We start from the raw sequence: 12,498 nt of genomic DNA, 5'->3' as shown, positions 1-12,498 counted from the left end.
CGGCGGCGGATAGCCGTACGCCCAGGTCTCGTCGGCTTCCGGGTCGTCGGCGAACCACATCAAGTCCCCAGCCATGTCTCCAGCCGTCGCAGGCTTGGGGGAAGTACCCCCGATGTGCTGCCAGTTGTTCACGGTGTCTCTCCTTCCAGGAGAGCGGACGGGGAGACGGCGCGGCCGAGGCGGGCGGAGGCGTACGCGGCTTCTACGACGGCTTGGGTGCGCAGCCCGTCGGCCAGGCTGACGTCCACGGGCGAGCCGTCGTGGACCGCACGCGCGAAGCGGGTGAACGCCGTCGTGCGCAGGTCGATCGCGGTCGGGGGCGGTTGTGCCGTGGAGTCGGCCTCGGGGACGGGTGCTCCGCGGTGGGCCAGGGAGTAGTCCGGGGTGAGCTGGATCTCGCCCTTCTCGCCCCAGACACGGGTCTTCATGCCGCCGCCCCCCACCACACTCGCGCTGCCGACGAGGGTGGCGACGACCGTGCCGAACCGGAGGACGACGCTGACCACGTCCTCGATTCCGGGGGCACCCGCCGTCGGCGACGGCGCGGTCTCCGCGTAGACGCGGTCGGGTTCCCGGCCGAGGAGCGCGCGGACCGCGTCGATCTGGTGGATGAGGTTCATGATGAGGAAGCCGCCGCCGGCGCGTTCCTTCGACAGGCGCCAGGTGGTGGAGACGCGGCCGCTGATGCCGCCGAGGAAGTACGCGGCGGGTTTGTCCGTGAAGTACGTGGTGACAATGGCGAGCGGCGAGCCGATCTCCCCCGCCTCGATGGCCTCGCGGGCCTGGCGGAACCTCGGGTCGGTACGGGTCGGGAAGAGGATGCCGGTGCGCGGCCGGCCGGCCCGCGCGCGTACGACGATGCGCTGCGCCGAGGCCAGATCATGGGCGACGGGCTTCTCCAGGAGGACGTGCTTGCCCGCGGCCAACGCCTCGGTGAGCAGCGGCTCGTGGGTGTCGTGCGGGGTGGCGATGACGACGCCGTCGACGTCGGGGCGCGCCAGCAGGGACCCGACGGACGCTTCCGGCCGACCGCCGAAGCGGGCCGCGGTCTCGTCGGCGAGTTCCGCGACGGGATCGTGGCAGGCCGTCATCTCGGCTTCGTCCGCGGCGGCGAGCGCTCTGGCGTCCTCGATGCCTATGTCGCCGCAGCCGATCAGGCCGAAGCGCATCGGCCGTGCGGTGAGGGCGGGCCGTCCGGGGGCGGGGCTCGGGGTGTTCCAGTGCAGCGCGGCGCTGACGAAGGCCCGCTCGTCGGCGAGGCGCCGGTAGACCTCCGGGGCTTTGTGCGCGGGGTAGTGGGACAGGACGTCCGCGATGGTGAAGCGGCGCTGCTCCAGCAAGGTGAAGAAGTGGTCCGTCAGCCGTTCCTCGTCCGCTTCGGTCAACTGCGAGACGTGAGCGCCTCGCAGGTCGAGCAGGCGGTCGTGCAGTTCTCGCAGGGGGACGTCGGCTTCGTCGGTGCGCGGTGATCCGAGAAGTACGACCCGGCCGCCGCGGTCCGCGGCCGCGATGGCGACGGCCAGGCCGGGGCCGCTGTCGGTGGCGTCCACGACGAGCGGCGTGCCGCCGCCGAGCCGTCCGGGATCCTCGAACACGGTGGAGGGCTCGGTACGGGTGGTCCACGCCTTGGCGGTGGACGCGGCGACGGCACGTACCCGCGACGCGCCACGCGCCGCGGCCAGGCGGCGGGTGATGATGCCGAGCAGGCCCTGGCCGACCACGGTCACCGGCTCGTCACCGCGCTGGCCTCCGGTTTCGAGGCCGTGCAGGGCGGTGAGCGCGAGTTGCCAGACCGCGGCGTCGATCGGGCGGACGCGATCCGGTACGGCGCGCACGCAGCGTACGGGCACCACGGCGACGTCGGCATGGCGCGCCCGGCGCACCGCCACCCGCGTGCCCGCGGAGAGGCACAGGTCGCGCGTGCCGGCGGGGAGTCCCGGACCGCCGCGCAGCGTACCGGCCGCCATATAGCCGGGCGATTCCGGGTACCGGGAGTCGGCGGTGGGGCGGTCCAGCAGGATCGCGCGCTCGGTGCCCGGCGAGAGCACGCTCAGGCTGACGTCTACCACGACGTGTCCGGGCGCGGCCGTCGGCTCGTACCGCTCGACGACCTCGCACCGGCCGGGTCCGGGCAGGACTACCTGTCGCATGCACACCTCCATGGGGAATTCGGCGAATTCGATCTTCACAGGGTTCCGTCGTGTGCACCGAAGTCCCGAAGAGAGGAATTCGACTGCGGACAGGTCCGCCCAAATCCGTTACCGTGACGCGCGGTTGACCGGACCTGGCTCTTCGGGCACGGTGAAGCGCATGATTCCTCGGGTGCTGCGCAGACTGGATTTCGATCCCCGCACCATCTCATTCATCGAACATGACTTTTCCCGCCTGCTCGCACGCCTCAGGCAACAGCGCCGGACGCGCGGCCCGCGGTACGTCACCGGAGCCGCCAGGATCCATTTGGGCTGCGGGGACCGGCGTGTTCCCGGCTGGCTCAATTGCGATGTGTCCGGTTCGGAGTGCGACATCGATCTGGCGGCCGGTCGCATGCCGTTCCCCGACGGCTCGGTCACGGCCGTGGTGATGCAGCACGTCGTGGAACACCTGGAACTGCACGGCCAGCTCATCCCGTTCCTCCGGGAGCTGCGTCGGATCTGCGCGGAGGACGCCGTGCTGTGGATCTCCTGCCCCGATCTGGCGAAGATCTGCGCCGCCTACACCGCCGATCGCGGGCAAGCGCTCAAAGACGACCGCTGCCAGCGCTGGCCCGACTACTCCCTCGGCGGGGCCCCGGTCCAGCAGTTCATCAACGATCTCTTCCAGGCTCGCGGCAGGCATCGCAACCTCTTCGACCTCGAATTGCTGACCTGGGCTCTCGGGCAGGCCGGCTTCCCTGTCGCCGAGAGAGTCGAGGAGGCCGATCTGCTGGCCGCGCACCCCGAGTTCCCGCCGCGGCACGACGACGAGCAGTCGCTCTACGTGAGGGTGTGCAAGTCCCGGTAGTGGAGCCACAGGTCGTAGAGCGGGGTGTCCGCCGGGTCCGCCTGGGTCGGTTTGACCGGCTCGGTCCAGTGGACCATCAGCGGCGGCGGCGAGACCGGGTGCACGACTTCGCCGTTCCTCGCCTGGACGCCCGGGGTCCAGGCGAAGACCTCGGCCGGGATGGTCTGGTCTCCGGTGGCGGTACGCAGCCGGTGCAGGCTGGTGTAGGGCAGGCCCGAGGTGACGATGAGGTAGTTGAGGAACGGCTGTTCGTAGCCGAGTTTCATGTGCGGCGTGACCTCTCGGGCGCCGGGCAGCGCGGCGGTGATTCCGTCCAGCGTGAGCGCCCCTTTCCGTGAGGTGACGAATCCGGTGTTGGCGGCGTATTCGTACTGCTGCCGCGACAACTTTCCGGCCTGCTTGATGGTTTCCTTCCAGGCGCGCCCCGGCAGATTGGACGTGGCGGTCACGAAGCCGTAATCCGCGAGGTAGTCGAAGGCGAAGTCGATGTTGCGCAGGACGGCGGTGTCGCTGTCGATGTAGAGGAATTCGTCGAACTCCCCCTCCCATGCGGCGAGTTTTCTGAAGTGCCCCTTTCTGTGTTCGTGGAACGAGAGGCTGATCTCGTCGCACCGGGCGAGCAGCCGCGCGTCCTCCCATACGGTGAACCCATAGCGGTCCCCCAGTTCGGCGATCCGCTGGTACGCGTCGTCGAAGGGGATCAGCCGCAGTGGGATATCGGGGTTGGTGCGGCGGAAGCTGTTGAGGAATGCGGTGACCAGTTCCACCACCCGGTCGTTGGCCACGAAGTACACACCGCGTGTGCCCGGCATGACGTCTCGCCCCCTTCTTACGTACTTGCGTATGCGGAAGTGCTGGATCTCGGCTGCGAAGGTGCTGGGTCTCGTCGGCGGGATTGCCGGATCAGGGCTGGGCGTGAGCGGTCAGCGGCTCGCCGCGGACGGCCTCGGACGTGAAGCCGTCCGGGCCGACCGGGGGTTCGCCCAGGACGGTCACGCGGTAGAGAGTGCGCCGGTAGTCGGTGTGGTCCAGGTCTGACGGCTGGAGGTGGGCGACCGCGCGGTTGTCCCAGACCGCGACGTCGCCGACCGCCCAGCGCCAGCGGACGGTGTACTCGGCGCGCCCGATGTGCTCGTAGAGGAGTTCCAGCACATGGCGGCTCTCCCAGGGCAGCAGCCCCAGGAGGCGGGTCACCGAAGCCGGTGGTGCGAAGAGCGCCTTCTCACCGGTCTCGGGGTGGACGCGGACCAGCGGGTGCACGGAGAGCAGGGTGTCCTCGGTGAGCCGCCGGATGACTTCCACGTCTTCCTCGTCGGAGAGCAGCAGTTCGCAGGCGGCGTAGAGGGTGTGTTCCGCGCGCAGTCCGTCGGCCAGTGCGCGCAGCGGGCCGGAGAGGCCCTGGTAGGCCGCGACGAGGTTGGTCCACTGGGTGTCTCCGCCGTATTCGGTGACCACCTCGGAGCGGAGCACGGAGATGGCCGGGGGGTTGACGGTCGCGGCGAGGTCCACGTGCCAGCCCGAGTCGTGGCGCAGCGCCTTGGGCCGGAGCCGTTCCTCGAACCGCCGGCCGTACCGTGTGTCCTCCGCGTCCGGGTCGACGATGAGGATCTCCGGATATCCCTCGGGATGGACGCCGTGTTTACGGCCCGGGCGCCGCGTCAACTCACCGAACCGCCGCCCGAACGCGACGTGGTCGGCGTGGCTCAGCCGCTGGCCGCGGAGGAAGATCACCTTGTGCTGGAGCAGCGCCGCGCGGATCGCGGCCATGACGGCGTCGGGCATCGGCGCGGCGAGGTCCACACCGGTGATCTCGGCGCCGATGTGTCCGGCGAGCCTCCGTACGTCGATTCCGGCGACATTCTGTGGGGCTGTGGTGGCTGCCGCCATCCGTCTGCACTCCCTTCGGTCGCGTGCGCGGTCTCGGGCGGTCGGGCAGGGCGGTCGGGCAGGGTGGTCGGTCTGTCGGCCGGCGGTCAGGACCAGTACACCGTCGTGTCGTCGTCGAGCCGACCCATCAGGAAGTTGATGGTGGTCCGATGACCCCCGGCTCTGTCGCAGGGAGCCACGGCGTGCACATTCGCGGTGTCGAAGATATATACGTCTCCGGCCCTGATGGGCACGGTGAGCTGTTCGACGCCGGAGAGCGACTCGATCGGATATCCATAGCTGTCGGTCGACATGCCCAGTGCGGCGCGGCTCTCGCGGTCCGGGGAGATGTTCCAGTACAGCAGTTCGCCCCCGGAGTCGTTCTCCACGCACATCAGGGCGTTGCACAGGCGGCTGACCCGCTGGACCTCGCACCCGTCGATGTGGCGCGCGCGGCGGATGGACTCGGCGTCGTCGTGCGGAGCGAGCACGGGCGTGTCGTTCTGGCCGAGGGAGCGCAGCCGGAAGGGGGCCGCGCGCCGGCCTCGGTATTCCGCGAGACGGAGCCGTACGCCGCGGTCCGCCAGGTGGTCGCGGTACTCGTCCAGCAGCGTCAGCGGTGTACGGCCCGGCCCCGCGCAGAGCGTCTCCAGGTCCGTACGCGCGCGGTCCGCCTCGTCGAGGTACCAGTCGAGGCTGGGGGCGCTGAAGAGGTGGTTTCCGCACCAGTGGTCCGCTGCTCCGGAGCTCTGCACCCGGCGCCCGAGCAGCGGGCTGCTCCAGAAGTTCCGCCGGATGCGGTCGCGGACATCCGGTGTCAGCGCTCCCCGGAAGATCACTCCGGCGACTTCGCCGCGGAGCACATCGGTCCACACCTGCCAGTCCGTCTCGTCCCGTTCGACGAAGCGGAAGTAGTCGACGGAGTGGACTTGCCCGGTGATCCGGAACGGATGGGGTTCGCTGGTCCTCACCCTCCACCTCCTTCATACGGACATACGGATGTGCAGGCACACGGACGTACGGACACACGGAGTCAGTAGACGGCGCTCACGACGGTGTTCAGCGAGCCGTGCACCTTATGTGCGCGCTCCTGCATGGCCATTACCCCGGCCAGACCCTCCGGGGTGTAGAAGGCGCTGAGCTTGGTATAGCCGTCGAACTTCACGTCCTCCCCGCTCCGGGACACGGCCGCCGCCGGTTCCGCCAGCAGGCACGCGTCCTGGGCGACCCAGAGATGCCCCTCCGCGGTGTCGGCGCAGACACGGTCGAAGAGCGCGCGCAGCGCGGGCCCGGAGAAGCTGCCCGCGTGGTAGACCGCGCGGCTGCCCCAGTTCAAGGTCGGGTGGTGGCTGCCGAACTTCACGTAGTAGCGGCGCCGTCCCTGGCCCAGCTTGCAGTACTCGTCCAGGGTGATCCACGTGCCGTCGGGCAGGTGAAAGCCCTCGGGCGTGATGATCTCGGTGTGCGGGAAGATGCCGCGGACCTCGTCGGGGTAGTACCGCGCGGCCTTCGACCAGAACGGCCATGCCGTCGTCACCTTGGCGTCGTAGAGCGGCAGGGGCGGATGATCGAAGAAGAGCTCGCCCTGTTCGCACGCCTCCATCCACTGATCGAAGAACCCGTTGTACCGGAGGTCGTAGAACTCGTGGGCGCGGACGAATCCGCAGTCCTTCCAGTGCACGGCGTCCCAGCCGAAGTGCCGGATCCCCGCTTCGCGCAGCCGCTGTACGGTGTAGTGGACGCCGTGCGGCCGTGAGGCGTTGCCGGTCAGGTGGTGGATGACGAGGCCGTCGCCGAACCGGGAGCGCAGGGACGCGGCGAGGTCGTCGATGAGCGGGGCGAAGCGCCGTTCCGCCGCGCCGAAGTCGTTCGGGAAGGCCCGGTAGAGGGCGTGCGCCTGGTCCGCTATCTCCCAGCCGGAGGCCGGGCACTGCACTTCCGCGATCTTCCCGGGGGCGGGCTCGTCGGTCCGGAAGTAGTGCGGGAGCGCGAGGTGCCGCTCGGTCAGCTTCAGGTGGTAGTCCCGGCCGCGTTCCGGCGGCTGCCGGGCGAGCACGGTGTCGGCGATGGCGGGGTCGGCGTCGCCGCGGAGGCTGGCCAGGAAGACATCACGGGTGATCCGCAGGAACTCGCGGATCAGGGCGTTGCGTTCGACGAAGCCCTGGAGGGTTTCGGGGGCCAGTGCGTAGGGCCGCTGGGAGATCAGGTTCGTGAAGCCGACGCCCGCCCGGGTTCTGTTCTCGATGTCGTCGTCGATGAAGCGGTACCAGGGGTGTGCGGTCGGCTCCGCCATGCGGATCTCCTTCACTCGCCGGTCAGTCGCTCGTCAGTCGCTCGTCGATCGCTCTCGTCACTCGCCGGCCGGCCGCTGGTCGATCGCTCGTCAGTCGCCGGTCAGCCGCTCGCCGTTCGCTCCTCAGTCGCTCGTCAGTGTCGTGAGGTCGAATCCGTACAGGCGCGCGCAGTTGCCGGAGGTCACCCGCTCGCGGGCCTCTTCGCCTGCTTCCGCCAGGCAGCGCTCCAGCACCGCGCCGGAGTTCGGCCAACTGCCTTCGTAGTGGGGGTAGTCGCTGCCCCACAGGAAGTTGTCCGGCCCGAGCAGGCGCATGGTCAGCACGCCCACCTCGTCCTCGGTGAACGTGGCGTGGACCTGGCGGCGGAAGTAGTCGCTCGGGGACATGGCGAGGTCGCTGCCGAGCGCCGGGCCGAGCTTGTCGTGGATCCGGTCGGCGTGCAGCAGGTGGTAGGCGATCCAGCCGATGTCGTTCTCGGCCAGGACGATGTCGAGGCCGGGGAAACGCTGGAGGACGCCGGAGAAGAGCAGGTCCGTCAGCGTGTGCTGGAGTTCCTCGGGATAGGCCATGTTGCGCTGGACGCGGCCCATCGGGGTGGTGTAGTCGAAGAGCCGGGGGCTGTCGCGGTAGCCGCTGAGGCAGTGCATGGATACGGGCATGCCCATCTCCTGTGCCGCGTGCCAGAACGGGTCGGCGGTGGTACCGGCCAGGTCGCGCTCGTCGGGGGCGGAGGCCCAGACGGCGGCGCCCTTGAGCCCGAGCCCGTGGCAGCGGCGCAGTTCCCGTACGGCTTCCTCGGTGTCCCACAGCGAGATCAGTCCGAGGCCGACCAGCCGCTCGGGCGCGTGCCGCACGTAGTCGGCGAGCCAGTCGTTGTAGGCGCGGAAGCAGGCGCGTTGGAAGGCGGCGTCCGCGAGCCAGAAGAGGTGGAGACCCAGGCTGGGGTACAGCACCTCCCCCGCCACCCCGTCCAGCGCCATGTCCTTGAGCCGGGCGGCCGGGTCGCTGCCCCCGGCCCGTACCGCCTCGACGACGGCTTCCGCGTCCACGAAGTCCTGGGGCGTGGTGGCAGTGGCGTAGAGCGTGTTGACCAGGGCGGGTCTCAGGTTGTCGCAGGTGAAGTACCAGCCCTGCCGTTCGGCGTGCCAGGAGACCCGCGGGGCGCGGTCGCGGTAGCGGCGCTCCAGGCCCTCGGTCCACAGGCGTACCGGTTCGACGACGTGGGAGTCCGCCGAGAGCACAGGGGCTGTCACAGGCCACTCTCCCCAGGGGTAGGGGCCATCGCGGCGACGCGCCGGTCCCCCGGGAGCTGCGGCGATGGCGGAAGGCGGTACGACGCGGACGGAGGAAGCCGTCCCAGGGTTCGGGGGCAGACGGCGGCGGCGCGAAGTCCCATTCTTCGGTCCGCGCAAGCCCCCTTCAAGGGGGCGTACGGCCCGGCGCGCCGATTCGGACACCGGGCGAAGCGCTCTTCCGGTCGCCTTCCGGTGACCCTCCGGTGGTCTTCTGGTGGGATGACCGACGGTGTGTCACCATTCCCGCCATGCCGGTCGACGACCCGACCGCCCCGGCGCGACAGGGCGCGGACATCCTCCTCCTCAGCGCCTCCAACTACCCGGCGCTGCCCATCTATCCCTACGCCTTCGTGCAGGTCTCGGCCGTGGCCGCCCGCCATGGCCTCACCGCGGCCCGCTTCGACCTGCTGCACACGCCCAAGGCGTCGTGGCGCGCGGCGCTGCGCGAGGTCCTGGACCGCACCGGCCCCCGGCTCATCGGCGTCCACCTGCGGCAACTGGACTCCATCTTCATCTGGAACTACGCGGACTACGACCTCCCGGGCGCCCCTCCGGTGCGCAGGAACAGCTATTGGCCGTTCCACGAGACCGAGCAACTCATCGATCTTTTACGGGAGTTGACCGAGTGTCCGATAATGGTGGGCGGTTTCGGCTTCACCACGCGCACCCCGGACCTGCTGGACCGGCTCCAGCCGGACTTCGGCGTGACCGGCGAGCCGGACGCGGTGCTGGAGCACCTGGACGACGTACTCGCGCATCGCGACGTGGACCGCATCGCCAACCTCGCCCACCGCTCCGACCGCTCCGACCACTCCGACCACTCCGACCATGGCTACACCATCACCCCCCGGAGCTTCCTGCCACCCGCGGACCACACCGAGTACACCGACGCCATCCTGCGCGACCTGCTGGACTTCTACGGCCCGCAGCGCGTCATCGGACCGGACGCGGACGTACACGTCCCGGTGGAGATACAGCGCGGCTGCCCGTACCGCTGCTACTTCTGCACCGAACCGATGGTCAAGGGCCGCCGCCACCGCGTCCGTGACCTCGACGTCGTCACGGCCGACATCGCCTTCCTCGCCGACCGGGGCGTCTCCCGCGTGTGGCTGGTCTGCTCGGAGATCAACGTCGGCAGCAACAGCCTGCTGCTGGAGATGGCGGCGCGGATGCGCGAGCTCAACCGCGGCCGCGCCGACCCGGTGAGCTGGACCTGCTACCTGCTGCCCAATCCCCCGCTGGCGCGGAGCGACATCCGGGCGCTGCTGGAGGCGCGCTTCGAACCCAGCTGGAACCAGTTCGCCTCCTACCACGACGAGAACCTCAAGCGGACCCGCGTCCCCTACCGGGCCCGGCACGCGGTGGAGGCCCAGGTCGCCTGGCTGGAGGAGGACCAGGCGTACCGCCGCGCGCGCGGCCTGCCGGAGCCGCGGCGGCGGCTGGACATGTTCCTGGGCAACACCTACGCCACCCCGGAGACCGTCGCGGCCACCTTGCGCACGGTGAGCGAACTGCGCCTGGGCGAGCGCTTCGACGACTCGCTCATCACCCGCGCCACGCGCGTCTTCGACCTGGGCGACGGCCTGCTCGACGACGTCTCGGCGGCGGCGTACTCCGTCGGCCCGGACGGGCCGCTCGACGAGGTCGACCTGGTGCACCCCACCTTCAGCTACCCGGCCGCGCTGGTGGAGGCCCTCGGCAGCGCCCGCGCCGTGGACGAGTTCTTCGCCTACGTGGAGAAGACGTTCCTCTCCCGCGCCCACCGGTCCCGCCTCGACTGGCCCGCGTTCCTCGCCCGCCACGCCGACGGCGAGCGGCTGGCCCGGTGGTGCAAGCGTCTGCGGTACGCGCCCGGCGACGCCGACGAGGACGAGGCGGCGCGCGACGTACGTACGTCCATCGCGGCCGACGGCGGCGCGGCGCTGCTGGAACGGCTGGAACGGCTGGAACGGCCGCGGGAGGGGCGGCAGGAGCCGCGGCAGGAAGGCGACGCGGCGGGCGGACACGCGGATCTGGTCGCCCGTACCCTCGTCGAGCTGGTCGTCGGCACCGAGCCGGACCGCGTCCGCGACGCCTTCGCGGCGATCGGCCTGCCCGGCTACTGGCACGACCGCGGCGCCCGGACCGCGTACGACGTCTGCGCCGAGCTCGCGGCCCGCTTCACCGGCGTCGAGGACGTACGCTCCGCGGCGCGCGCGGCGGCGGGCCCCGGCGTCGATCCGGCGCTGCCCCTGCTGGCGGTGGAGTACTGCCTGTACGACAACAACGTCCTGCTGCGGCCGGACTACTCACGGCTCCTGTTCAGCGCTTGACGGGTCGGGGTCACCAGCGTGCGTACGTCCCCGCGATCACCACCGCGCAGGCCGTGAGAGGTACCGTGCGGCCCCGCCCTCCCGCACGGTGTCCAGCGTGACGCAGTGGAAGGAGCCGCCGAAGGTGTAGACGTGCCGGAAGTCCACCGGCACGCAACGGAATCCCCAGCCGGTCAGCGCCTCGATCAGCGGTTCCTCCTGGCGCTCGACCACCACCGTCTCCGGGTCCAGGGACAGCACGTTCATGCTCACCCACGGGCTACAGAAGTACATGGGCCAGTCCCGCGGCAGCGTCGGCGCGGGGGCCGGGAGGATGTCCCAGCCGTCGAAGACCTCGTGATGGACGTAGCGCTCGGGGTGCACGAGGAGCTTGCCCGGCGCGAGCGGCGCGATCGTCGCGTCGATGTGCATCGCGTGCGGGTCGTCGGTGTCGACGACCGTCACGTCGAACTCCGGGCCGATGGCGCGCCGCACCCAGTCGATGCCGAACGCGTTGGTGACGTGGCTGCGCTGGACGATGACATCGCGGCCGAAGCGCAGGAAGTCGGCGGCGTCGAAGACCGGCTCGAACTCGGTCACCGCCCAGCCGCCCGCCTCGCCGTCCGTTCCACCGCGTGTTCCGCCGTGCGCCTCGCCGTCCGTGCGGTACAGCGCGTCCGTCAGCTGCGGGCGCGGAGCGGGGAGCCAGCGGGCGCCGCGCCGGAAGTACGACTTGATCAGCGAACGGAACGCGTCCACCTCGTGGTGGCGGCAGCGCCAGGACATCGGGGCCTCGATGATGGCGTCGCCGACGACCATCAGCAGATCCCGGGGCATCCCCGCGTACAGGCCGCCCGCGGAGCTCCAGTGCGGGGTGCGGAACGGCACCTGGTGCTCGGCGGTGTCCGGCCGGACCACCGCGATCCCGTGCGATTCGAGGACCTCGACCAGGCCCTCCAGCTCGTCCTCGGCCGCTTTGAGGAGACCGGCGGGCAGCGGGGTCCCGCCCAGTTCCTGGAAGACGGGCCGGGCGGCGTCGGGCACGACCCGCGCCATCGACTCCTGCCAGGCGGGAAAGACCCCGCCCAGCAGGCTCCCCACCACCACTTCCCGCAACGGGTCCCACTCGGTGTACGAGTTGACCGCCGGCGGCGGTGTCCGCTCGTACTCGTCCGGCTGCGCGTCGTTCGTCATGCTCCCCCACTTCGGCGCGGTGTCGCTGTCGGGTCCACGGGCGCCTCGCGTCCGTCGTGCCGCCGGGCGGCGCTGGCCAGCCCGCCGGCGGTCTCGCCTCCGTCGATCGCGAAGGTCTGCCCGGTGATGAACGCGGCTTCCGGGGAGGCCAGATAGGCCGCCAGGCCGGCGATCTCCTCCGGGGTCCCGAGCCGCCGCAGCGGCAACGCCGCGGCCTGTTCGGCGAGTTGTTCCTCGGTGTATTCGGCCCTCTGCATGGGGGTGATGACGTATCCCGGAGCGATCGCGTTGACGCGGACGGCCGGTGCGAGCTCCAGGGCCAGGGTCCGGGTCAGTTCGATCACCCCGGCCTTGCTCACGTTGTACGCCGCGTAGTCGGGCATGCCCACCATGCCGCTGACGGACGCGGTGTTGACGATGACGCCGCCGGCCGCCGCCATCCGGCGCCCCGCCTCGCGGGCCACCAGGAAGACGCCGGTGAGGTTCACCCGCATCGTCCGCTCCCACTCCTCCAGCGAGGTCTCCAGGAACGGCCGCCGGATGCTGATCCCGGCGTTG

General features: G+C 70.6%; 10 protein-coding genes. 2 read left to right on the top strand and 8 right to left on the bottom strand.

Features of this window, described 5'->3' with window-relative positions; genetic code table 11:
* Positions 1 to 128: 128 nt before the first annotated feature.
* Entirely contained in the window at positions 129 to 2,150 is a 2,022-nt protein-coding gene (locus ACFU99_RS15685) for a Gfo/Idh/MocA family oxidoreductase (protein WP_384391464.1), read from the bottom strand.
* A gap of 352 nt (positions 2,151 to 2,502) precedes the next feature.
* Between ACFU99_RS15685 and ACFU99_RS15680 the strand changes: the two genes are divergently transcribed.
* Complete coding sequence (locus ACFU99_RS15680; RefSeq protein ID WP_384391461.1) at positions 2,503 to 3,000, top strand: methyltransferase domain-containing protein; 498 nt, start codon at positions 2,503 to 2,505, stop codon at positions 2,998 to 3,000.
* Here the strand turns inward: ACFU99_RS15680 and ACFU99_RS15675 are convergent.
* The 5 genes from ACFU99_RS15675 to ACFU99_RS15655 form a co-directional block, all read right to left on the bottom strand.
* Positions 2,973 to 3,812 carry a hypothetical protein gene (locus tag ACFU99_RS15675; protein WP_384391458.1) on the bottom strand — a complete coding sequence of 280 codons (840 nt, stop codon included), beginning with the start codon at positions 3,810 to 3,812 and terminating at the stop codon, positions 2,973 to 2,975. The two genes, ACFU99_RS15680 and ACFU99_RS15675, sit on opposite strands and share 28 nt — an antisense overlap.
* A gap of 91 nt (positions 3,813 to 3,903) precedes the next feature.
* Positions 3,904 to 4,887: a TauD/TfdA dioxygenase family protein gene (locus tag ACFU99_RS15670; RefSeq protein ID WP_384391455.1), complete on the bottom strand. Its 984-nt coding sequence runs from the start codon at positions 4,885 to 4,887 to the stop codon at positions 3,904 to 3,906.
* Between the two features lie 86 nt (positions 4,888 to 4,973).
* On the bottom strand, positions 4,974 to 5,837 hold the full coding sequence (locus ACFU99_RS15665; protein ID WP_384391453.1) for a hypothetical protein: 864 nt from the start codon (positions 5,835 to 5,837) through the stop codon (positions 4,974 to 4,976).
* A gap of 62 nt (positions 5,838 to 5,899) precedes the next feature.
* Positions 5,900 to 7,159: a hypothetical protein gene (locus ACFU99_RS15660; protein WP_384391451.1), complete on the bottom strand. Its 1,260-nt coding sequence runs from the start codon at positions 7,157 to 7,159 to the stop codon at positions 5,900 to 5,902.
* A gap of 123 nt (positions 7,160 to 7,282) precedes the next feature.
* Positions 7,283 to 8,413: an amidohydrolase family protein gene (locus ACFU99_RS15655; protein ID WP_384391448.1), complete on the bottom strand. Its 1,131-nt coding sequence runs from the start codon at positions 8,411 to 8,413 to the stop codon at positions 7,283 to 7,285.
* Positions 8,414 to 8,703: 290 nt separating this feature from the next.
* On the opposite strand from ACFU99_RS15655, the gene ACFU99_RS15650 reads away from it, so the two are divergent.
* Positions 8,704 to 10,767, top strand: a complete 2,064-nt coding sequence (locus tag ACFU99_RS15650) for a B12-binding domain-containing radical SAM protein (protein WP_384391445.1) — start codon at positions 8,704 to 8,706, stop codon at positions 10,765 to 10,767.
* A gap of 36 nt (positions 10,768 to 10,803) precedes the next feature.
* Here ACFU99_RS15650 and ACFU99_RS15645 read toward each other — a convergent pair whose 3' ends face one another.
* Positions 10,804 to 11,940 carry an amidinotransferase gene (locus ACFU99_RS15645; RefSeq protein WP_384391442.1) on the bottom strand — a complete coding sequence of 379 codons (1,137 nt, stop codon included), beginning with the start codon at positions 11,938 to 11,940 and terminating at the stop codon, positions 10,804 to 10,806.
* The coding region (locus ACFU99_RS15640) for an SDR family NAD(P)-dependent oxidoreductase (RefSeq protein ID WP_384391440.1) at positions 11,937 to 12,498 on the bottom strand (562 nt) is incomplete at its 5' end. The genes ACFU99_RS15645 and ACFU99_RS15640, both read right to left, overlap by 4 nt.

It is taken from the genome of Streptomyces sp. NPDC057654 (assembly GCF_042800135.1).
Taxonomy (GTDB): Bacteria; Actinomycetota; Actinomycetes; order Streptomycetales; family Streptomycetaceae; genus Streptomyces.
The sequence above is the reverse complement of the archived record's forward strand: the minus strand, read 5'-3'. Positions and strand labels throughout refer to the sequence as shown.